The sequence below is a fragment of the Pseudomonas sp. IT-347P genome (assembly GCF_949768005.1).
Classification (GTDB): Bacteria; Pseudomonadota; Gammaproteobacteria; order Pseudomonadales; family Pseudomonadaceae; genus Aquipseudomonas.
Genome location: NZ_CATKPQ010000022.1, coordinates 53,100 through 72,178, shown reverse-complemented (window position 1 = coordinate 72,178; position 19,079 = coordinate 53,100). Strand labels below are relative to the sequence as shown.

General features: G+C 56.6%; 18 protein-coding genes and 2 pseudogenes. 6 read left to right on the top strand and 14 right to left on the bottom strand.

The genetic code is table 11. The features are described 5' to 3' along the window. The first annotated feature begins 108 nt into the window (after nucleotides 1–108). Nucleotides 109–2,376, top strand: coding sequence for a hypothetical protein (locus ACM6IV_RS09140; protein ID WP_414869676.1), 2,268 nt, complete (start codon nucleotides 109–111; stop codon nucleotides 2,374–2,376). 13 nt (nucleotides 2,377–2,389) lie between these two features. On the opposite strand, the gene ACM6IV_RS09135 is transcribed toward ACM6IV_RS09140, so the two are convergent. From ACM6IV_RS09135 to ACM6IV_RS09125, 3 genes and pseudogenes are all read right to left on the bottom strand, one after another. Further along, entirely contained in the window at nucleotides 2,390–3,148 is a 759-nt protein-coding gene (locus tag ACM6IV_RS09135) for a transcriptional regulator (RefSeq protein ID WP_414869675.1), read from the bottom strand. Further along, nucleotides 3,145–3,672 (bottom strand): RNA polymerase sigma factor, encoded by a 528-nt coding sequence (locus ACM6IV_RS09130; protein WP_414870244.1) that lies wholly within the window; start codon nucleotides 3,670–3,672, stop codon nucleotides 3,145–3,147. The genes ACM6IV_RS09135 and ACM6IV_RS09130 overlap by 4 nt, the downstream gene beginning before the upstream one ends. Nucleotides 3,673–3,709: 37 nt before the next feature. Next, a pseudogene (locus tag ACM6IV_RS09125) lies at nucleotides 3,710–4,021 on the bottom strand (hypothetical protein); the annotation flags it as partial. A gap of 159 nt (nucleotides 4,022–4,180) precedes the next feature. Here ACM6IV_RS09125 and ACM6IV_RS09120 point away from each other — a divergent pair. Continuing rightward, nucleotides 4,181–4,954 carry a class I SAM-dependent methyltransferase gene (locus ACM6IV_RS09120; RefSeq protein ID WP_414869674.1) on the top strand — a complete coding sequence of 258 codons (774 nt, stop codon included), beginning with the start codon at nucleotides 4,181–4,183 and terminating at the stop codon, nucleotides 4,952–4,954. Nucleotides 4,955–5,005: 51 nt separating this feature from the next. On the opposite strand, the gene ACM6IV_RS09115 is transcribed toward ACM6IV_RS09120, so the two are convergent. Then, on the bottom strand, nucleotides 5,006–5,347 hold the full coding sequence (locus tag ACM6IV_RS09115) for a DUF2834 domain-containing protein (RefSeq protein ID WP_414869673.1): 342 nt from the start codon (nucleotides 5,345–5,347) through the stop codon (nucleotides 5,006–5,008). A 250-nt stretch (nucleotides 5,348–5,597) separates the two neighbouring features. On the opposite strand from ACM6IV_RS09115, the pseudogene ilvA reads away from it, so the two are divergent. Beyond that, nucleotides 5,598–6,587, top strand: a pseudogene (ilvA, locus tag ACM6IV_RS09110) (threonine ammonia-lyase, biosynthetic); the annotation flags it as partial. 30 nt (nucleotides 6,588–6,617) lie between these two features. Here ilvA and ACM6IV_RS09105 read toward each other — a convergent pair. Further along, complete coding sequence (locus ACM6IV_RS09105) at nucleotides 6,618–6,923, bottom strand: NIPSNAP family protein (RefSeq protein ID WP_064362707.1); 306 nt, start codon at nucleotides 6,921–6,923, stop codon at nucleotides 6,618–6,620. A gap of 21 nt (nucleotides 6,924–6,944) precedes the next feature. Next, nucleotides 6,945–7,430, bottom strand: coding sequence for a serine protease inhibitor ecotin (gene eco, locus ACM6IV_RS09100; RefSeq protein ID WP_110719216.1), 486 nt, complete (start codon nucleotides 7,428–7,430; stop codon nucleotides 6,945–6,947). 367 nt (nucleotides 7,431–7,797) lie between these two features. Between eco and ACM6IV_RS09095 the strand changes: the two genes are divergently transcribed. Beyond that, complete coding sequence (locus ACM6IV_RS09095) at nucleotides 7,798–8,067, top strand: DUF1652 domain-containing protein (protein WP_277762016.1); 270 nt, start codon at nucleotides 7,798–7,800, stop codon at nucleotides 8,065–8,067. Here the strand turns inward: ACM6IV_RS09095 and ACM6IV_RS09090 are convergent. Continuing rightward, the gene (locus ACM6IV_RS09090; RefSeq protein WP_414869672.1) at nucleotides 8,064–8,462 is read right to left on the bottom strand and encodes a hypothetical protein; all 399 of its coding nucleotides are present in this window, start codon (nucleotides 8,460–8,462) and stop codon (nucleotides 8,064–8,066) included. The two genes, ACM6IV_RS09095 and ACM6IV_RS09090, sit on opposite strands and share 4 nt — an antisense overlap. Nucleotides 8,463–8,551: 89 nt before the next feature. Then, the gene (locus ACM6IV_RS09085) at nucleotides 8,552–8,821 is read right to left on the bottom strand and encodes a DUF2790 domain-containing protein (protein WP_414869671.1); all 270 of its coding nucleotides are present in this window, start codon (nucleotides 8,819–8,821) and stop codon (nucleotides 8,552–8,554) included. Nucleotides 8,822–9,316: 495 nt separating this feature from the next. Here ACM6IV_RS09085 and ACM6IV_RS09080 point away from each other — a divergent pair, with 495 nt between their 5' ends. After that, nucleotides 9,317–9,613, top strand: a complete 297-nt coding sequence (locus tag ACM6IV_RS09080; protein ID WP_007912147.1) for a hypothetical protein — start codon at nucleotides 9,317–9,319, stop codon at nucleotides 9,611–9,613. A gap of 76 nt (nucleotides 9,614–9,689) precedes the next feature. On the opposite strand, the gene ACM6IV_RS09075 is transcribed toward ACM6IV_RS09080, so the two are convergent. From ACM6IV_RS09075 to ACM6IV_RS09055, 5 genes are read right to left on the bottom strand one after another with little or no spacing between them, the layout of a single operon-like run. Further along, nucleotides 9,690–11,915: a lipase family protein gene (locus tag ACM6IV_RS09075; RefSeq protein WP_414869670.1), complete on the bottom strand. Its 2,226-nt coding sequence runs from the start codon at nucleotides 11,913–11,915 to the stop codon at nucleotides 9,690–9,692. Between the two features lie 12 nt (nucleotides 11,916–11,927). Further along, nucleotides 11,928–12,785, bottom strand: a complete 858-nt coding sequence (locus ACM6IV_RS09070) for a hypothetical protein (RefSeq protein ID WP_414869669.1) — start codon at nucleotides 12,783–12,785, stop codon at nucleotides 11,928–11,930. Then, on the bottom strand, nucleotides 12,778–13,656 hold the full coding sequence (locus ACM6IV_RS09065) for a hypothetical protein (RefSeq protein WP_414869668.1): 879 nt from the start codon (nucleotides 13,654–13,656) through the stop codon (nucleotides 12,778–12,780). Before ACM6IV_RS09065 ends, ACM6IV_RS09070 begins: the two co-directional genes overlap by 8 nt. A 51-nt stretch (nucleotides 13,657–13,707) precedes the next feature. Further along, entirely contained in the window at nucleotides 13,708–14,532 is an 825-nt protein-coding gene (locus ACM6IV_RS09060; RefSeq protein WP_414869667.1) for a DUF4123 domain-containing protein, read from the bottom strand. Beyond that, nucleotides 14,529–16,601 (bottom strand): type VI secretion system tip protein VgrG, encoded by a 2,073-nt coding sequence (locus ACM6IV_RS09055; protein WP_414869666.1) that lies wholly within the window; start codon nucleotides 16,599–16,601, stop codon nucleotides 14,529–14,531. Before ACM6IV_RS09055 ends, ACM6IV_RS09060 begins: the two co-directional genes overlap by 4 nt. 374 nt (nucleotides 16,602–16,975) lie before the next feature. Between ACM6IV_RS09055 and ACM6IV_RS09050 the strand changes: the two genes are divergently transcribed. Further along, nucleotides 16,976–18,277: an OprD family porin gene (locus ACM6IV_RS09050; RefSeq protein ID WP_414869665.1), complete on the top strand. Its 1,302-nt coding sequence runs from the start codon at nucleotides 16,976–16,978 to the stop codon at nucleotides 18,275–18,277. Between the two features lie 143 nt (nucleotides 18,278–18,420). On the opposite strand, the gene ACM6IV_RS09045 is transcribed toward ACM6IV_RS09050, so the two are convergent. Beyond that, on the bottom strand, nucleotides 18,421–19,041 hold the full coding sequence (locus ACM6IV_RS09045; RefSeq protein ID WP_007912129.1) for a hypothetical protein: 621 nt from the start codon (nucleotides 19,039–19,041) through the stop codon (nucleotides 18,421–18,423). Between the last annotated feature and the right edge of the window lie 38 nt (nucleotides 19,042–19,079).

The following is a 19,079-nucleotide window of genomic DNA, read 5'->3' as shown; positions in this document are numbered from 1 at the left end:
CCTGTCAGGTTTGACAGTAGGCAACCGCAGCCGATGGGTGTCTCATGCGCAGGACATGCCCCTTCGCCACCCCTCGCATCGGATCCCGATTGGAAAAGGATGACCACTATGAACGCCAAAACCCTTGAAAAACCACGAATCCCTGGCATGAGTCAGCCGGTTCCCGGACCGGAAAATGCAGACGCCGGGCTGCCTCTGGCACTCACTTATCTGTACCCGGAGGGGGTGAAGGTGCTCATCGAACCCGCCACTACCGCGCAGGGCGATGACACCTATGTCGTGCGTTTGAACGGAGGGCGGGTTGCCGAGAAAACCATCGCCATCGGCGAGACGACTCAACGGGTAATCGTTTATGTGGCTGCGGATAAATGGAAGAGTCCGCTGAACGTTCTCGAGTACGGGCTGGAGCGAGGAGGCATGGAGCTCGAAACTTCGGCGCCTTTGACGGTTATTTATCACGACAGGCGTCCGGGTAACGTGGACCGTTTTCCTGAGGAGGCAGGCCATTCCGAATTGGTGCTTGAAGTGGATCAGGATGCGGTGGATGAAGGTGTCGACGCTGAGCGTGCGCTTGCAGGTGTAAGCGTCAGGGTGACCTACCCGCTGATGAGAGCGTTCGACACCATCGTGTTGTATTGCAATGGTAAAACCTTGCGCCACCCGGTCAGTGAGGAAGAAGCGGATCGACAGCAGCCCATCCAGATGATCATCGATGAGGCAACCTTCGACGAGGCGGGTGACAGTCCGCGCTTCGAAGTGCGTTACACGGTACTTGATCGCGTGGGCAACAGTCCGGATGTCAACAGCCCTGCCTCGGCCAGCCAGTACCTCTATGTCAATCGGAAGGGCAATTGGTATGACCCGCCGATCCTCAGCGAGAAGCCCGATGATCCTGACGATGACGTCAGCATCATCGACCTGAACAAGCTGGCTGGTGAACCGGCGATTGCACAAATCTATGTATCGCGCAGTTGGCTCAGAGACGATGAAATCCTTTTGACGGGGCGCTTCTACGCTGAGGACAGAACGTTACTGGACCATTTGACGCTAAGCGAAAAAGTGAAGAATGCGCCGTTTTCCTACTCGATCCCTGTGCCTTACGCTGCGTTTGCTGCCGCCGCGAAGGGCCATGCAGTGTTTACCTATAGGCGCGTCAGCCAGGGGGCCGAACTTGATCGGTCCTACGCCCTGAAAGCGAGCATCACCGGCGAACCCGCTGCGACCCTTTTGCCACCTGCGCTGGTGGGCTCCGGTTACCTGATCGATCCTCTGGATCTGCCCAACGGTGTGACAGCCCGAGTCGAGTATCTGGAGGATCGAACCGGTGACAAAGCGCGACTGTTGATTCAGGGCGTAGCTGGGCCGGGCTCGCCGGTTTTTGCTCCAAAAGCCTTCAACGAGAACCACCGGGCCAACTTTCTGATCGAGTCTGCAACTCTGGCGGCCAGTCATGGCAAGACAATCCAGTTGTCGTGGGAGTTGCTGCGTGGTGCAGCCCCTCAACCCTCCGCGCACCGTGACGTGGTGTTCAAGCGGATCGAGGATCGGGATCGACGGCTGCCGACACCCGGTATCCCTCAGGCCCGCAACGGGATACTCGATCTGGCTGATTTTATCGGTGGCGCGCAGGCGCAATGTGTAGTGTGGCCATCGATGGCGGTGGGGCAGTTACGTTGGTTCCGCTTGTACGGTACTGATATCAACGGTGACGATTACACGATTGTCATTGCCGAGGCTGCTCCAGTGACAGCACCGGAAAAAGACAGCGGGCTGGATAATGCGTTGCCTCGCAGCGAGCTTATGAAGCTCAAACCGGGAACGTCCTTGCGCATGGAGTTGAAAGTCGCCTATGACGGGCTCAATGATGAATCCACGGCAGTGGAGTTCAATGCGCCGACATTTACCGTGCTGAATTCTCCAGCGACGTTAATGGAGGATTTCACCGGGGTACCGAATCAGACGGCACGACAGGGCGCAATCATGGAAACGCCCGCTATGCAGATCACGTTCAAATCCGGTGACGGCGAATGCGCGATCATGCCTCGTTCCGAGATTGGCGAATCCTTTCCCGGCCAGATCGAAGGTCAGGTACTGAGCATCGGTCGCGACGCGTTTGGCCAGGCGGCGCAAGTCGTAGAAATAAAACTGAAGAATGCCTGCTCGCGAATCAGCTTCTTTCATTTGAGCGTGAACTTTGAGGACAGCACCGTGGCTTACTTCGCCAGCAACGGGACGCTCCTGGGGCGTCGGACGTTAGGCACCTCGTACGGCAAACCGGTCAATGTTGCCTTTGATGCACCGGGGATCGCACGACTGGAGTTCCATATGCCGACGCCGGACTGGTTTTCCCTCGATACCTTCAAAGTGGATGCCTGATTCCCTCAGGGCACTAACCGATGAATCGCGATTTCAGCAGCGTTGCCATCTGCTCGAGTGCGGCGGCCGGACGGTGTCCGATCAACATCCAGGCATGTTCTTGTTCAGTCCAGAACACCACGTTCATCTCGTGTCGACGTTCATGCTCAAGCGGCCGGCTACCGTGGTTCGCCCGCGTGACGCATAACGCCAGAGGGCCATGCCTGGCATCAAGGTAAACGATCTGTGCGATCGGTACACCGTCGTGCTCAAGCACTTGTGCGCGTTTGAATTCGGCCTCCGGCAGTTTCAATCCTGACGGTGACAGATTCAGGCCAAGACGCGCATCGATCGTGCGTAGTTGCGCCCGTTGGGAGGCTTCGTCGGTGGGCAAATGATCAAGCGTCTGCGGCCCGTACAGCGCCATGTAATCGGCCACCAGTCCACGCCAGGTGTTCGATTGCGCGGCACGCCAGGCGAGGAATAACCGGTCGGCCAACACGCCACCGGCCAACAGCGCAGCGGCGGCGCCGCCGAGAAACCATCGTCGGTTGAAGCCCGGACGTTGCGGCGCCGCAATGGCATCCAGCCGTGCTTGCAAGCGATCGAGCGGCGCCTGTTGCGCCAGTTCGTCATAAGCATTCTTGTAGGGCAGATTGCTGCGACTGAGCCATTGCACGCGCAAGCTTAGCAACGAGTCTTCGGCGATGGCATTGTCGAGTTGGTGGCGATAGTCGCGATCGATTTCGTCGTCGAGGTAGGCGACCAGTTGCTCATCCGAAGGGGTGTTCATGACCGGTCTCCTTCGGTGGATTTGGGTACCGCTTGCAGCGGCGGGTATTCGGCGAGTTTCAGGCGGGCGGTGGCCAGACGGCTCATGACCGTGCCGATCGGCACTTGCAGGATTTCAGCGACTTCGCGGTAGGACAAGCCTTCGACGTAGGCGAGGTAGACCGTTTCGCGCTGGGTCTCGGGCAGCGCGTCGACGCGCCGAATCACTTGCGCGGCCATCACATGTGTCTGCGCGGTGCACTCACCATCGATCGCCCATTGGCCCTCGGCATTGACCTGACCCGCACCCTGACGCACGCGCCGAGCGCGGAATTCATTGAGCCAGATCGAATGCAGAATGCTCAGCAGCCAGCGATCCATGCGCGTGCCGGCGACGTACTGACTGGCGCGCTCCAGCGCACGCAAGCACGTGGCTTGCACCAGGTCCTCGGCCACATGCCGATTGCGCGACAGCAACAAACCGTAGCGCCACAGGCGCGCCAGATGCTGTCCGAGTTCTGCTCTGAAGGCCTGATCGCTGACGATGATGGCTGCCCTTTTTAAATGCTCAGGTTTCGATGAATCGTTGATGGTAACCGCGATAGTTGAGGGCTTTGGCGGTGTTCGGCTGTTTCAGTGTATCGAGTGGCGCCAGGGCCTCTTCGTAGCGACCGGCCTTGGCGAGGCGATAGGCGTAAACGCTACGGTCGGCGTCTGGCAGCAGGCTGCTGGTCTGCAGCACGCAACTTTGCGTTTTGCTGTCCCAGACCTGGCCTTTCGGGCATTCAGGTTTCTGGACGGGGTCTTTTTCGTCACCACTGGCCAGGGCCAATTGGCTGGACATCGCCGCGACCAGCAGCAACGGGGCGGCGAACATAACGGAACGGATAGTCATGGGCAAGGCTCCACAGAAGGTTATGTTTCACTTTGAACATCACAGGGTGAATTTTTATTCATTGCTTTATCAGTGACTGTTCAAGTCCAGCGGAAATTCAAGCGCTATGCTCGGAGCGTCTGCCGTCGATCCGATGTTTTTGCCGAAAGGAGCATTGTCATGAACGATCAGGTCCATCACTCAGCCGCTGCCGGCTACAAAAGCGCTGCCGACACCTACGTCAAAGGACGGCCGGACTATCCGCCGCAGGTCAGTCAATGGTTGACCGCAACATTGGGCCTGGACGGGCATAAAACCGTCATTGATCTGGGCGCTGGAACTGGCAAGTTCACTGGACGGCTGCTGGCGACCGGCGCGCAAGTCATCGCCGTTGAGCCCGTTGCGCAAATGCTGGAAAAACTCTCTGACGCATGGCCCCAGGTCTTGGCGGTGAGCGGCACCGCAACCGACCTGCCGTTGCCGGACGCTTCAGTGGATGTGGTGATTTGCGCGCAAGCGTTTCACTGGTTCGCCAGCGCCGAAGCGCTGAGCGAGATCGCCCGGGTGCTCAAGCCAGGTGGCAAGTTGGGGCTGATCTGGAACCTGCGCGACACCCAAGTCAGCTGGGTGCCGAAACTGGATGCCATCGTCAATGCGCTGGAAGGTGACACGCCGCGCTATTACACCGGCGTCTGGCGAGAAGCGTTTCCGCACCCGGCATTCGCGCCTCTGCAGGTCGAACGGTTTCGCCATGGCCATACCGGATCGCCGGAAGACGTGATCTTCAACCGCGTGCGCTCCACCAGTTTCATCGCCGCGCTGCCGGAGGCGCAGCGGGCGCAGGTCGAAGAGCAGATTCGCGCGTTGATTGCCGCAGAGCCGGAGCTGCGCGGCAGGGACGTGGTGACAGTGCCTTATGAAACCGCCGCATTCGTCGCCGTAAAAAAGGGCTGAATCCCATGATATTCCAGTGTAGGCGCGAGCAGGCTCACTCCTACAGGGCTTTCAGGTGTTCACCTGGCTGCACTTTTCCACCGCCTTGCGCCGTTCGCGAACCCCACGCACCACCAGATACAACAACGGCCCGACTGAAACAAAAACCGCCGTCAGCAACAAATAAGGCAGTACTGACCAGACCGACTGCCCCCGCGATCGGGCGTCCTTGACCATCCACACGCCCGCCAGCGTGGCCAGCAGGTACAGATCAATCACCACCTGCGCGGTATCGGGCCGCGACATCAGGCTGATGCCGAAGTCGATCAACGACTGTTCAGCCTGGAGCATCACCGAAACGGTGTAACCGCTAAAAGCGAGCAGAGCCGTGAGGGGCAGGGCGATAGACATCATGCAGTCCTTCCTTGGTGTGATGAGAGAGTCGCCAGACTAACGCCGCCGCCAAGAATTGGCCATTGACTTGCCAGCACCGCGCAGGCTAATTTCCTGTCCATGACTTCGACTGTATCGCGCTGCCAGCCAATGATTATTACCGCCATTCCTCATTTGGCGGGCTAGCTCACGACTGCAGCACCCAACCCGCCCTAGAGGCGGGTTTTTACTTTCTGTCTCCGGGGTTTTGAAAAAATGTCAGGAGACGACCATGCCGCACAGCCCCGATCAGCAAACCCTGCTTGAACACTATGTGAAAAAGATCCTCGCCGCGCCGGTGTACGACCTCGCGGTGCGCACGCCTTTGCAAGCGGCGCCGGCGCTGTCGGAGGCGCTGGGCAACCGGATTCTGCTCAAGCGTGAAGACCTGCAACCGACGTTCTCCTTCAAGATCCGTGGCGCTTACAACAAACTCGTGCAACTCACCGAGGAGCAAAAGGCACGTGGGGTAATCACCGCATCGGCTGGCAATCACGCGCAAGGCGTGGCGCTGGCAGCACGCGAATTGGGGATCGCGGCGACCATCGTCATGCCGGCGACAACGCCGGAATTGAAAGTGCTGGGTGTGCGCAGTCGTGGCGCTGAAGCGTTGCTGCACGGCGAGAGTTTCCCGTTCGCGCTGGCGCATGCGCTGCAACTGGCGGAACAGAGCGGGCGCACCTTCGTGTCTCCGTTCGATGACCCGGAAGTGATTGCCGGACAGGGCACCGTGGCCATGGAAATCCTCCGTCAGCACCAAGGTTCGCTGGATGCGATTTTTGTTCCGGTGGGGGGTGGTGGACTGATCGCGGGCATTGCGGCCTATGTCAAATACCTGCGCCCGGAAGTGCGGATCATCGGCGTCGAATCCGAACACTCAGCGTGCCTGAAGGCCGCGCTGGAAGCCGATCAGCGCGTCGTGCTACCTAATGTCGGCACCTTCGCCGATGGTGTGGCGGTAGCGCAGATCGGCGCGTTCGGGTTTGAGGTTTGCCGCTTTTGCGTCGACGAGGTGATCACCGTCAGCAACGACGATCTCTGCGCGGCGATCAAGAATATCTACGACGATACCCGCTCGATCACCGAACCTTCCGGCGCCCTGGCCGTGGCTGGGATCAAGCAATACGTAGCGCGAACCGGGGTGAAAGAGCAGACATTCGTGGCGATCGATTCGGGCGCCAATATCAACTTCGACAGCCTGCGCCATGTCGCCGAGCGCGCCGCGGTGTGCGGCGTCTCGGCGTGAAGATGTTTACGGCAGCAAGGGGCGCAGGAAGCTGCGCTCGTAGCTGACGATAAACTTCTTCTCGACCAGACTGGCCACCAGTGCGGTGCTTTCCGGGTCAGTCATCGCGATGTGCCGATAGCTTTCGTAATCCGCCAGCGACGGAAAACTGAACAGGCAATAAGCGATGTTGCTCGCGCCTTCGGACGGCAAAAAGTAGCCGTGATGCGTGCCGCCCAAGCGCTCGACGATGCCGAGCCAGGCCTTGGCGTAGGCCTCGAACTCGGGCAATTGGTACGGATCAATGACATATCGGACGTGGCAGGTAATCAAACGACGCACTCCTTGTTCGGGTTATTCCTGCAGCGCTGTACCAACTTTGTCCGACGCCGACCAGATGCGATAACGCACTTCGACGTCCGACGGCGCATACACCACGACCGGCAACTTGCTGTTGTAACGCAACATGAAACCATCACCGACGACCGGCACGAATGCACGTTTCTTCTGGCTGCCGGGCGGGCAGGCCATCATCGTGCTCATCGGCCCAATGACCTTTTCCAGTCGATAGAACGGATAACCCCAGCCTTCAAGATTCTTTTCATCGAGAACGCCGCCCAAACGCTGGCGATTGCAGTCCACCTCCAAAGTTTTGCCGGCGAGGATTTCCACCTGGAAGTTCTCTTCCTGCTCTTGCTTGGGCAGGTGAATGACCTGGCGGGTGAACCCGGCCTCAGCCTTCGGATACGGCGCGACGTCCTCAAGCTTGGCGGCGTGGGCGAGGGTGGACAGGCTGGCGATAAACAAGCCGGTGGTCGCGTAGACGCGTAAAGAACCCATGGAAGCCTCCGTGCGGGTGTAGGGTAGATGTCGGCATTCTTACCGTCATGCGCCTTGATTGCAAACAGGCGCGGAATTGCAAAATGCAGTGCCTGCAGACGCCGTTCATGCATTTTGCAAATAGCCAAATACTGGCACCGTCGCCAAGTGCTTGATTTCATGAGGGTGAAAATGAACCGATGAAAGGCACGCTTTATGCGTCTTTTCAGTGCGGCGCACCGGACTTGGGCGCCTACACTCCAATGGGCATTTCGCAGTACCACCGCTTGTCGCACCCAGGGAAACAGCGGGGACACACCCGTGCAGGGGCCGCAACGGTCAGCGTGAATACTTGATTGGCATCTCACAGTAAGGAGAGGGTTTCGCCATGTTTCTGTCTGCCTTGGAACTACGCAATATCATTGAAAGCAGTTTTCTGCCGAAACGCTGCCAGTGCACGCTGTCGCCGGACTTGTCGATGACCGTCAAGGTCTTTGGCGATCACCAGACCGATCAGGTCGATCTGCTGGTCAGTGGCATCGACGCCAGCCACCTCAATGGCTGTCGTGAAATCAACGAACTGATCGCCGGGCTGCGATCGGATCTGAACAAGCAAACTGTGCAGCATCACTACAGCCCACGCTCCAGAGCCGTTTAACGCACCGTTTCACCCAGTTCGACCGTCACGCGCCGGGCCTGCACAAAACCAAGGCCCAGCGCGAACTCGACCAGCACCGCGAGCAGAATCCCGGGGCCGGCATGACCGTTCAGCCATTCCGCGAAACCCAGCACCGCCAAACCAAAACAACCGACGATAAAGCCGTTGCTCAGCGCATTGCGCCCCAGCGACGGGGGTGCGTTGCGCACCAGATAAAACATCACCCCCAGCGCCGCAAACAGCACCGCACCGCGCCGCGCGACAAACCCGGCAGCGTCGGAATACTCGATACTCCAGATCGCCAGCAGCCGGTCCGGGAAAACGCCCCAGGCCAGCGCCAGCAGAAAGCATAATGAAGAAGTGAGACCCGACAACGTGCGAAACGACAACTGCATGGCCAATCCTTGCGGCAGTGAGAAGGGTTTCGAGAATAACCGCCGAAACACTTCACGCCTACCGCAAACCCGCAAATCAGACGTTTCTGTCAGTTCTGGAAGTTGCACGCGTCAGATAATTTCCGATAGCTGATTTCCTCAGGTCTACCGGCGTTGTCGATGTACTTCATGTCGGCCGTAACCACCTTGCATAGTTGAGTTGGCGGCTCGGTCAACGACACCACTTTGGCCACATGCAGCGGCATACCGTACTCATACGGCACGGCTTTGGACGTGGCAGAGGTGTCATTGGCCTGGGCCATCCCGGCAAAAGCGGTGCAGGCGAGGGCGGCAGTGAGCAATAAAGGACGAATGTTCATGAAGGGACTCCCGTGTGGCGGTTCTACAGTTCGGCGAGATTCAGCCGAACCTGCCGCACCGGGCGACAGCCAGAATGGCTGAGGGCGTGCGGTTCAGTAGAGTTTTTGACCTCGGCGTTAAGAGATGGTTAACCGAGCTGAACGCCGGCTGTCAGGGAGTGGGTAGTTTTCTTAGGGATGTTTGGCGAATTCCTACAAAGGCTGGTGCCTTGTCTGCTTTCGGCGGCTGGAGCGGGGCGGTTATTGTCGGTTGCCGCTGCAAAATCAGTGGTTCGGGTTTGGTCACCTGACAACTTCCCTTATTGCAGATGTGCCATCATTTGCGCTGCGGACATCTATCTCCGTGCGGTGCATTGCTGTGGCGGCTGTGTGCAGGACGCCTTCGGGCGAGCTGAGTTGGGGTTGTTCTCGGTTGACCAAGCCTGCACACAGTCCGCCTCCCACTGTTTGGTCACAGTGCTGGCGGTTACTTTCGCCCCAATTGAGTAATCACCGATGCCAATAATCAAACTGCTACAAAACCGCTATCTCCCCCTAAGCAGCAACGTCACCGAAACCCCGACACTGCTCATCGACACCCAGGCCAACCCGAAAGACATCCTCGAAGCCGCCGTCCAGCGCATCCGCGCCGCCGCCGACCTGCTCGAAACCCTGCATTGCCTGTGCTTCAAACACGCCGACGTGCAAGACATTCCACACATCACCCATGCGCTGTACCTGCTGACGCAGGATGGCAATGATTTGCTGCAGGTGGCGCAGCAGCAGATGTTGAGTTGGAAGGCGCCGGTGTGAGTTCAACGTAACAGGATGGAAGGGGAGTCTGACGACTCCCTCCACTGTGCAGGCATTGATTAACATAATGTTCGTATCAAGCCATGCTCGTATTTCTTGCCGAAGGAATCTGCGCCAAACGTACCGACTCCTGATTTTCTTTGTGTTCCGCCCACCGGTCAATGTGGGTCTGCAGGTCAGCAAGCGCGGTGCAATCGCCATAGATCTCAGCCAGCGTGAGTTTCGTCGTACTCAGGCGGGTGATGGTCCGAAGCGTCTCTTCAAGGGCTTCCAGTTCTTTCTCGTTATGCTTCACCGCTTGCCTGATAGCTCTTTGCCGATCCTGAAGGTCAGACATTGTCGAGCGCCGTTGTGATGCGGTAGAGCGATCTTGTGGCCGGCTTTCAATGGTGCCGCCGGGAAACTCTGCATCGGCTCTGCTCTGCCATTGCTTGAGTTGAATACGATAAGTTTCGACTTCAAGCTTCAATCGATCAGATTCCGTGGTACTGATGATATAGCCACCGGTTTTCAGGGTGTCCTGCCACCGGCGCAGGGATGCCCAACATGCCGGAATATAACCGTCGAGCATTTTGTGATCGCCGCCGTTGGCCGCCTGCACCAGGAATTGCTTGCGATCAGGTGTGTCATTGTTTTTCAACTGCGCAATGCAGCGTGTCATGGCGGCTTCTTCATAACCTTCGCAGTTGGGCGTCCACAACACAGAAGAGACACCTTGACCAGGTAGTCGTAATGGCATGAAGTAGCGTTGCTCACCGTGGTGCCAATAAGGCTTGCCACCGAAACGCGTCATGCCTGCGGCAAAGACCAACCCACCAGCGGCAGGTGTTAGAACACCCGATACCGTCGCCGCAAGACCGGTGATCCAGATCGGCTTTTTGGTATCCATCCAACCGGCGGGTACGCTCGGCACAGGGTCGTTCTGGTTGACGATCCGGTGATGAACCAGACCGCTCGCGGACTCGACAAAGTCTTTGTCGCCAGCACGCGGTGAGCCGAAGGTGTAAAGGATGACGTCGCTGGTAATCTCACGATGGAGCCATTCCGAAAGCAGCAAGGAAATGGCGCCGCCCAGACTATGGCCGCAGACGATGATCTTTTGATTGGTGCGAAAGCGAAGAATGTAGCGGTCTATAAATGGCCGCAACGCCATGAATGCTTCATAAAAGCCTTGATGCGCCTTGCCGGTTCCGCCCTCAATCGACACCTGCTTGGCATCGGCATCTCGCCAGCCGTCCCAACCTTCGGCCGTACCCCGTACACCGATAAGGATGATCCGGTCATCGTGGGTGGCATAGGCCTGGGTGTCGGTATTTTTCCAGTCCGTTGCACCTTGTCTCAAATCATTGAAAAAATGCACGTCTGAGGGGGTTTCCAGTTCTTCACCAGAGGATGGATCATTCTGAGGGTAAAGTTCTGGATCGAAGGGTACGATTTCCAGGCGCTTGGAGTAAGGCACATCTTCTACGAGTGGAAACGATGGCTTCTTGGAATCCGCGTAACTCGACGGCTCCTCGAAACACGCGAGGCAAGTATTCAATACATGACCAATGGTGCCGCGCGAGGGATAGGTGAACGCAAAATCTTTTTTCGGGGTCGCGTCAGCTTTCTCGGGTGTCTGACCGAAAGCACCGTAACTGAGCGTGGCCAGCAGCGACAGTTGATAAAGGTTCAACGCACTGAATGCTGGCGCCAGCGACAGAAGCGGTCTGAATGCGCGCAAGGCGCGAACTTCGAGGACATAGTGTTTTTCTGGTAGCAGGCCTACACCAAAACTCGGAACTTTGTCCCCGGCGAAATCACGGGCGAGTTTGGCGCAACCTGCTGGTACAGGATTGGAAAGCTTTGCAGCAGGGGGCAAATGGCTACTGAGCTCGACAAGGTCACGAACTTCAACGTTGTGAAAATCGCCTTTCTCCGCCGAGGCACGGTATGCGCCGGTTTTGCTGGTGCTCCCGATGGGACGACGTAAAGTTTGTTCAGCAGCGACTTGTAAGTCTGTCAGCGGAATAGGATACGTCTTGCGGTCACTAATCTCCTCGTACCAAGGGATTCCACCAGAATACTTTTTAGCTAATGTAAGTATCAGTGGGCCGCTATAGTTTCCTTCAATTTTTGCGTATCCTTCTGCGTCAAGCGAACCAGATTGCTTTGTGCCCTCGCAATCCGTAACTTCATATTCTAAGCTTGCGTATGGTTTTCCTTCCCCAAACTCATCTACAAGTCGGAAACTAACCCACCCTCCTTTTAGGGGGCATGATCTTGTTTGATCGTTTAGCAGGCGCTTTTCTTGAGTCTGCATTCGCTTATGTCCTTATTCACTGCAGGTAGGGTAAATACTGCATTCTCTTCCATTCATCTTGAAACTTCTAAAGATGGGAGGAGCTCCGCAGCGAACAGACTCAGCGGTCTCTTGGCAAGGCTTCCAGCCTAGGTTTGTCTTTATCCAGCGGTTGTCTTTCGAAGGTTCTTCAATTTCAGAGAAGTGGAATACAACGTTAACTGTTTTTTTGTTGAGTTTGTCTCTGGCTATAGCTCCTCCGGGCTTTTTTCTCTTCGAATAATCATCAGGAACGTTCCATTTTTGATCGGCGGCGCTGCACGACAATATCTTTTCAATATTGTCTTTTTTTGCCTTTGCTGTGCTGATTTGAAAAAGCCAACTGCAAGTTCCACGTTGCTCAATAACATTTGCAGGAGCTTGATCCTGGGTGCCTCTAGTGTCTGTTACGGTTAGACCGCCGGCGAGTTCCAAGTCGCGATCCCTCGTACCTGCTCCGTATGAGGCGCTTACCTCATAACTAACGCGGGTAAGTTCCATGGAGCAGTCAGCGATGTTATATTCCAGCGGAATGTCCGTAGACACTGTTTGTTCAGCGTTTTTCGCGTCAGTCGTATTAGATTTTTGTTGTTGGCGTATCACATTTCCACCAAGACCAGGACTGTAGACTTCGCATTTTTTACCTTTCTTAGGCGAGTACTTGGCTTTCGATGTAAAACCAAAATTCGCAGGAATGGTTGCAGCTAATGTGAAGTGGTCACTGCTGTAGTTGCTCGTAACACCTTCTACTGAGTCCTTCGCCATCTGGCCGGCAAAACTGCATGCGCCTATCAATGGCAGAACAAGGAAAGACACAGTTCGGAGACTGTGTGAAAAATTTCGCTCACTCATTAACTACTCCCTGTTCTGCGCAATTGGGATAGACGGTACATACACGATCATTCATTTTGAATTTTTTGAAAGTAGGAGGAGTTTGGCACCTGTTTGATGTTGCGCTGCCCTGACAAGGCTTCCAACCCTTCGTAGTTTTAACCCAGCGATTGTTCATGCTGGGTTCTTCGTCTTTTGATAGACGGAAGGTAAACTTTACGTTTTTACCGCTAATATTTGATCGTTCGATTGAACCACCCGGTTTGCTGCGTTCAAAATAGTCAGGTGACACGTCCCAATCGGTATTTGCCGCGCTGCAGGATAATATTTTGGAAATCCCGTTTTTTTCGATTCTTGCTACGCTGAGTTGAAACATCCAGGTACACAAGCCTCTAAATTCAGGGTTCTCCGCCAAAGGCGGCGCTGAATATCCAATAGCGGTGCTGCCTATTACAGAAATTCCTCCGATATCCCCGCCGATATCCAATGAAGATGTGCCATAGCGGCCGTCAACGGCCATGTCTACGCGAGTCAGCTCCATCTCGCATCCGGCTATGCGATAACTGAGAGGAATATTGAAGCGGGCGGTTTGTTCTATATCTTTTACATCAATCTGATCAGTTTTCTGATGTCGTCGGGTTACCTCGCCTCCCAAACCCGCTGAATAGGTCCTGCAATCCTGACCAGCCAGTGGTGTATATTGTGATTTTGCCGTCAAACCAAAGTTGGCTGGTGTAGTCGCTACCAGGGTAAATGAATCGGGCCCATAGTGGCTGGTAATGTCTTCAATGCTGCTTTGAGCAATTTGGCCGGCAGAGGTGCAGGCACCGATTAAAGGAAGCGTCAGAAGTAATAGTGACTTCAAATTTAATGAAAGTGATGGTTTACTCATTTGTTGCTTCCTGAGAAAACGTTAAAACATAACTAAACTAGATTGATAAACTCAACTGAATACTCGTTTGCATCTAGCAAAATGCTCCTGAGGTGTTTCTCCTGGCAAAGGCTCCCAGACTATATCTTGCATACATTGCTCTGACAGTCGGCGGCTCAACATCAACTCCCTTTGCTCTGGTAGTTGCCAAGCCCAGGCATCAAGCAAATCCAGTTGCTCCTCAAGCCATTCACTGACCACTCGAGTCTCAGCCAGGGTGGCAGCTGCCTCTACGTGATAGGTCAATAACCATCGTTTTAGGTTTTCGCGCAGGATGCTGCGAGCCTGTTCACCAGACTCCGGATTACGCAACCACGGCTGTGGAATCGGTACCGGATACATTCCAGCTCTGCTGTTATCCGCGCTTTGCCATTGATCCTGATTCCAATACAACACGCTGCTGATGGGGCCGAGAAGTAGTGGCCATTCGGTTTCTTTCATGTTGCCGAGGCAGCGGGCGAGAACGCGGTTGTCCTGAAAGCGGAATAGCGAGCGTTCGCCGTCTTCGTCGATGACCATGCGAGCGATCCAGTGCTGGGTGAGGCTGTCGAGGTCAGCCTTGTCCATGCTGCCGATCCAGCCCCAGTTACGCTGGGGGTCATCGACCAGTTTGCGGAACGCTTCGTTGCCTGGGTTATGCAACTCGGTCAACCACGGGCTGATGGCGGCAAACTGGGCGAACTCGGTGCGGCGATAGAGTTGCACCGAGCGTTGCATGACACCGGCGCTGTACAGGGACGTGACCGGGTTAGGTTCGGCGAGGCTGTCCAGTGCCAGAATCAGCACGCGATTGAGTCTGGACTGTTCGCCTAGCCAGTTGTTGAGTATTTCGCTCATGCTGTGGCTCCCAGATCGCATTTGCCTTCGCGGCAGGCTTCACAGATCGGGCAACGGATGTCACCTGCTTTGCGAGCAGCCTTGGCCAAGGCCATTTGCACTGCTGCCGGAACGAGCAGGGCGCCTGCCTTGTCTTTCGCGGCGGCCCATGGAATGACGGGTTCCAGAATTCCGATGCCGGTCCCCACGCCCGGCGCGCCTCCGGTATTGACCTTTACCTCGGCGCCGCTGATGGTCACACCACCGGCATCCACTTTCACAAAGCTCCCGCCAGCCTTGGCGGTCAGCTCCATGCCACCTTCGATCACCACTTTCTCACCCGCGTGATAGTGAATCTCGGTTCCAGCCTCGACAAACTGCGCCGTACCGACCTTCACGTTCTGCGTCACGCCAACCGTCAGGTGATCATCCGCCCGCATCTCGCTGATTCGATCCAGATGCGTAATCCGATGCTCTTCAACCTTGAACTCACTCAGCGTGTTGGCTTCGACAGTGTCATGCCGTTCATTGCCCACCCGAATCTTCTGATCGTGCTCGATGTTTTCGTCCCAGTCGCGCTGGGCGTGGATGTAGATCTGCTCGGCGCCTTTCTTGTCTTCGATGCGGAATTCGTTGTAGCCCTTGCCGCCCGGTGAGCTCAGGGTTTTGAAGGTGCTGCGGGTTTTGTTTGCCGGCAGGTCGTAGGGGACGACGTTTTCCTTGTGGTACAGGCAACCGGTGACCAATGGCTGATCGGGATCACCTTCGAGGAAGGTGACGAGGACTTCCATGCCAATGCGCGGGATGGCGATGCCGCCGTACGCGGCGCCGGCCCAGCCGCTGGCGACGCGCATCCAGCAGGTGGTTTTGTCGTTGGACTGACCGTCGCGGTCCCAGTGGAATTGCACTTTGATGCGGCCGTACTGGTCGCAGTGGATTTCTTCACCTGCCGGGCCGGTGACGACCGCGGTCTGGCTGCCGAGGACTTTCGGTTTCGGGTGTTCAAGGGCAGGGCGGTAGTGCGCGTCCCACGGGGTGGCGAGGAAGCTGTTGCGGTAGCCCTGGTGGAAATCGCTTTTGTTGTCGGTGACGTCGCTGGTGACGTTTTCGCCGAGCACTTGTGGTTGTTTGCCTTCGTGGAAGACTTCCAGCAGCAGCCACAGGTCGTTCCACTCGGCGCGCGGGTGTTCGGCGAGCGTGAGGAAATGGCCGCTGGTCAGGGTTGGTTCGTCACCTTTGCCTTCGGCGAGTTTGTAGTCGCTGCGATGGCGTTCGAGGGCGCGGGTGGAAAGGAACTTGCCGCGCTCGCGGGTGGTGAAGCGGCCGGGGTAGTCGTAGTCCTCGAGGTCCGGGGCGAACTCGGTTTTGACCGCGCCCTCGGGGAGGATCTTCGGTTTTTCGAAGTCGTAGTCGCGGCGGCTGACGCGGGTGGTGCGGGTTTCCAGGCGCAGGTTGAAGCGTTTGATCACCGGTTTGTCGGCAGCCATGCCGGAGTCTTGCTGGTAGCTCACCGGTTTCAGCTTGCGGAACACGGTCTGGTCGTCGCCGAACACCAGTTTGTGGCCGCTGCTGCTGTGCTGGAAGTGGAAGTGAATGCCTTCTTCCTCGCACAGGCGCTGGATGAAGTGCAGGTCGGATTCGTCGTACTGCACGCAGTAGTCCCGTTCCGGGTATTCGGCGTTGAGCTGGAAGCTGTAGGCGTCGGCGAGGATGCCGCGATCTTCCAGCACCTGGGCGATGATCTTCGGCACGGTCAGTTGCTGGAAAATCTGCTGATCATGGTTGTGCCGCAGGTAGGCCAGTTGTGGCACCAGGCTGAGGCTATAACGGGTCAGGGTCTTGCCGGAGTCGCCTTGCTCGATGCGATAGACCAGACCGTGGATCTTGCCTTCGCCGGTCGGGCCGAAGGTCAGGACGCCGGGCTTGTGCAACAGCTCTTCGAGCTTGAGGTCGGGGCGGGCGCTGACGAGTTCGAGGTCGAAACGGAACGGTTGGTTGAGGGCTTCGCGACCGGTGAAGCTGAGGACTTGCAGGTCGGCGTTGGCGCCTTGAAGCGTGAGGGTGATGTGGGTTGCGTTGGCGTCCAGCATGCCTTGAATTCCGTCCGTTGAATAAGCAGGGGACGGATGATGGAGGATTAAGCGGCACCGTTCAAGGCACAAAAGCCGTAGGTCTGGCAGGTTTGCGGTATAGGGAAAACCCTTAGGTGAGGTGTTTGGCCCAATGAAACCGGGTGTTTAGTGCGAATTGGCGTTGATCGCCGGCAACTTTTCCCACGATCCCGGGTTGAAGAATCCTCAGTCAGATTCAGACTAAAGTCGCCTGTAGCACGTCAAAGCCATCTGCCATCATTGCCGCTCACCCCTGCGTGTTCACTTTCTCCTGGTTCAATCTGACCCGGGACGGGAGCTATTTTTCTGGCTTGTTGCGCGCTTGCGCAAACGCTGCATTGTTGGAGTTTTTCATGCGTCCCCCATTTCCCCTCATCACCCCGCGCCAGTCGTTTGGCTTCGGAGCCTTTGTGCTGTGCGCAGGTTTTACCGCACAGGTTCAGGCCAGCGGATTTCTTGAAGACACCACGGCGAAAATCGAATCGCGCACGGTGTACTTCAACCGCGATTTCCGTGATGGGAGCACCTCGAACGCTCAGGGCGCCTCCAAGCGTGAAGAGTCGGCACAGGGCTTTATTCTCAACCTGCAATCGGGCTACACAGAGGGCACGGTGGGTTTCGGTATCGATGCGCTGGGCATGCTTGGCTTTCAACTCGATTCCAGTCCGGACCGCAGCAATAGCGGCTTGCTGCCATCGAGCGGCAACGACCCGCGCGGCTCGAAAGGCCAATACGCGAAAATGGGCCTGACCGCCAAGGTCAAGGTCTCGGACACGGTGCTGAAGTACGGCGCACTGCTGCCTGATCTGCCGTTGCTGAAATACAACGACGGTCGTTTGCTGCCGACGATGTTCAACGGCGCCATGCTGACCTCTAATGAGGTGAAGGATCTGACCTTCATGGCCGCGCGCCTGGACAAGTACACCGCGCGTGATTCCACCGATTCGCAAGACATCCGCGTGCACTGCAAGAACAAGCGTTACGCGTGCAACACCACCGCCGATCATTTCGACATGTACGGCTTCGACTACAAGATCAATGATCGCCTGACTGCGCAGTATCACTACGCCGAACTGGAAGACATTTATCGTCAGCACTTTGTCGGCCTGTTAGGCAATCAACCGTTGGCTGGCGGTGTACTTAAAGCGGATCTGCGTGTGCTGAAGAGTGCCGACAGCGGTGATGCCAAGGCCGGTTCCATCGATAACCGGGCGTTGAGCGGCATGCTGTCTTATGCGCACAGCGGCCATACGTTCAGCGCCGGTTGGCAGCGCATGAACGGCGACAACTCGATGCCGTACCTCGATGGCAGCAATCCGTATCTGGTCAACTACGTGCAGGTCAACGACTTCGCCGCTGCGCAGGAACGTTCCTGGCAGTTGCGTTATGACTATGACTTCAAAGCCATCGGCATCAATGGCTTGAGTTTCCTGACCCGTTATGTGAACGGTGATCACATCAAGGTATTGGGCAGTGATCAGGAAGGGAAGGAGTGGGAACGCGACAGCGAGTTGAAGTATGTGATTCAGACGGGCACGTTCAAGGATGTGAGTCTGCGTTTGAGAAATGCTACGTATCGCACCAATTATGAGAAGTTTGCCCGGGATGTGGATGAGACTCGGGTGATTGTGAGTTACAACTTTTCGGTGTTGTAGGTCTTGGATGTGTAGTGCTTGATCGGGCGCTATCGCGAGCAGGCTCACTCCTACAATGGATCAATGTTGAAGGCGATATCCGCGTCCGCTGAAGATCCCCCGTAGGACTGAGCCTGCTCGCGATGAGGCCCTTGAAGTCACCGTTACAGCCAATGCCAGAACCGGCTCCAGAACCCGCGATTCAAATCCTCTTTGCATCCGGCATATTGCCGCGCATACACATCCGAACGATTCTGCACTTTGCGCGCCGTTGGCATCAGCCAGGCTTTACTCGCGTAGGTCTTGTTGCGGAATCCGCCCCAGCCTTCGTGGTAGTTGAGGTACTGGTTGTAGGCGTCGTACTTGTAGACGCCGTTGATCGAATAGGTCTTGTCCATGTACCAGCCGACAAAGTCGATGGCGTCGTCGAAGTCTTCGCGGTCGGCGCCGCTGCGGCCGGTGCTTTTCTGGTAGTCGGCCCAGACTTCATCTTTGGCTTGCGCATAACCTGAAGCGGTGGAAACGCGGCCCCACGGGATCACCCAGAGCAGGTATTTGCGCGGGGTCTTGGCGTCGTAGCGGTAGCCGGATTCCTGATACATGATCGCGAAGGGCACCTGAATCGGTACGCCCCAGCGTTTTTGCGTGACTTGCGCAGCGTCGTACCAGTCGCTTTTTTCCCGGAAGATTTCGCAAATGTCTTCCGGCGATCGGGGCGGTGAGGTGCCGCACCCGCTCAGTAGCGTTGCCAGTGTCAGTAGTCCAAGCGTCTGCCTGTAATTCAAAAGCGGTTATCCCGTCGTGCGCAAAAAGGCCGACAGTC

What these genes read in the sequence shown, in the direction of transcription:
- ACM6IV_RS09065 (WP_414869668.1), bottom strand. Translation starts at nt 13,656, where the DNA reads ATGAGTAAACCATCACTTTCATTAAATTTGAAGTCACTATTACTTCTG.
- ACM6IV_RS09080 (WP_007912147.1), top strand. Translation starts at nt 9,317, where the DNA reads ATGCCAATAATCAAACTGCTACAAAACCGCTATCTCCCCCTAAGCAGC.
- eco (WP_110719216.1), bottom strand. Translation starts at nt 7,430, where the DNA reads ATGGGTTCTTTACGCGTCTACGCGACCACCGGCTTGTTTATCGCCAGC.
- ACM6IV_RS09140 (WP_414869676.1), top strand. Translation starts at nt 109, where the DNA reads ATGAACGCCAAAACCCTTGAAAAACCACGAATCCCTGGCATGAGTCAG.
- ACM6IV_RS09070 (WP_414869669.1), bottom strand. Translation starts at nt 12,785, where the DNA reads ATGAGTGAGCGAAATTTTTCACACAGTCTCCGAACTGTGTCTTTCCTT.
- ACM6IV_RS09120 (WP_414869674.1), top strand. Translation starts at nt 4,181, where the DNA reads ATGAACGATCAGGTCCATCACTCAGCCGCTGCCGGCTACAAAAGCGCT.
- ACM6IV_RS09075 (WP_414869670.1), bottom strand. Translation starts at nt 11,915, where the DNA reads ATGCAGACTCAAGAAAAGCGCCTGCTAAACGATCAAACAAGATCATGC.
- ACM6IV_RS09055 (WP_414869666.1), bottom strand. Translation starts at nt 16,601, where the DNA reads ATGCTGGACGCCAACGCAACCCACATCACCCTCACGCTTCAAGGCGCC.
- ACM6IV_RS09095 (WP_277762016.1), top strand. Translation starts at nt 7,798, where the DNA reads ATGTTTCTGTCTGCCTTGGAACTACGCAATATCATTGAAAGCAGTTTT.
- ACM6IV_RS09135 (WP_414869675.1), bottom strand. Translation starts at nt 3,148, where the DNA reads ATGAACACCCCTTCGGATGAGCAACTGGTCGCCTACCTCGACGACGAA.
- ACM6IV_RS09115 (WP_414869673.1), bottom strand. Translation starts at nt 5,347, where the DNA reads ATGATGTCTATCGCCCTGCCCCTCACGGCTCTGCTCGCTTTTAGCGGT.
- ACM6IV_RS09085 (WP_414869671.1), bottom strand. Translation starts at nt 8,821, where the DNA reads ATGAACATTCGTCCTTTATTGCTCACTGCCGCCCTCGCCTGCACCGCT.
- ACM6IV_RS09090 (WP_414869672.1), bottom strand. Translation starts at nt 8,462, where the DNA reads ATGCAGTTGTCGTTTCGCACGTTGTCGGGTCTCACTTCTTCATTATGC.
- ACM6IV_RS09050 (WP_414869665.1), top strand. Translation starts at nt 16,976, where the DNA reads ATGCGTCCCCCATTTCCCCTCATCACCCCGCGCCAGTCGTTTGGCTTC.
- ACM6IV_RS09060 (WP_414869667.1), bottom strand. Translation starts at nt 14,532, where the DNA reads ATGAGCGAAATACTCAACAACTGGCTAGGCGAACAGTCCAGACTCAAT.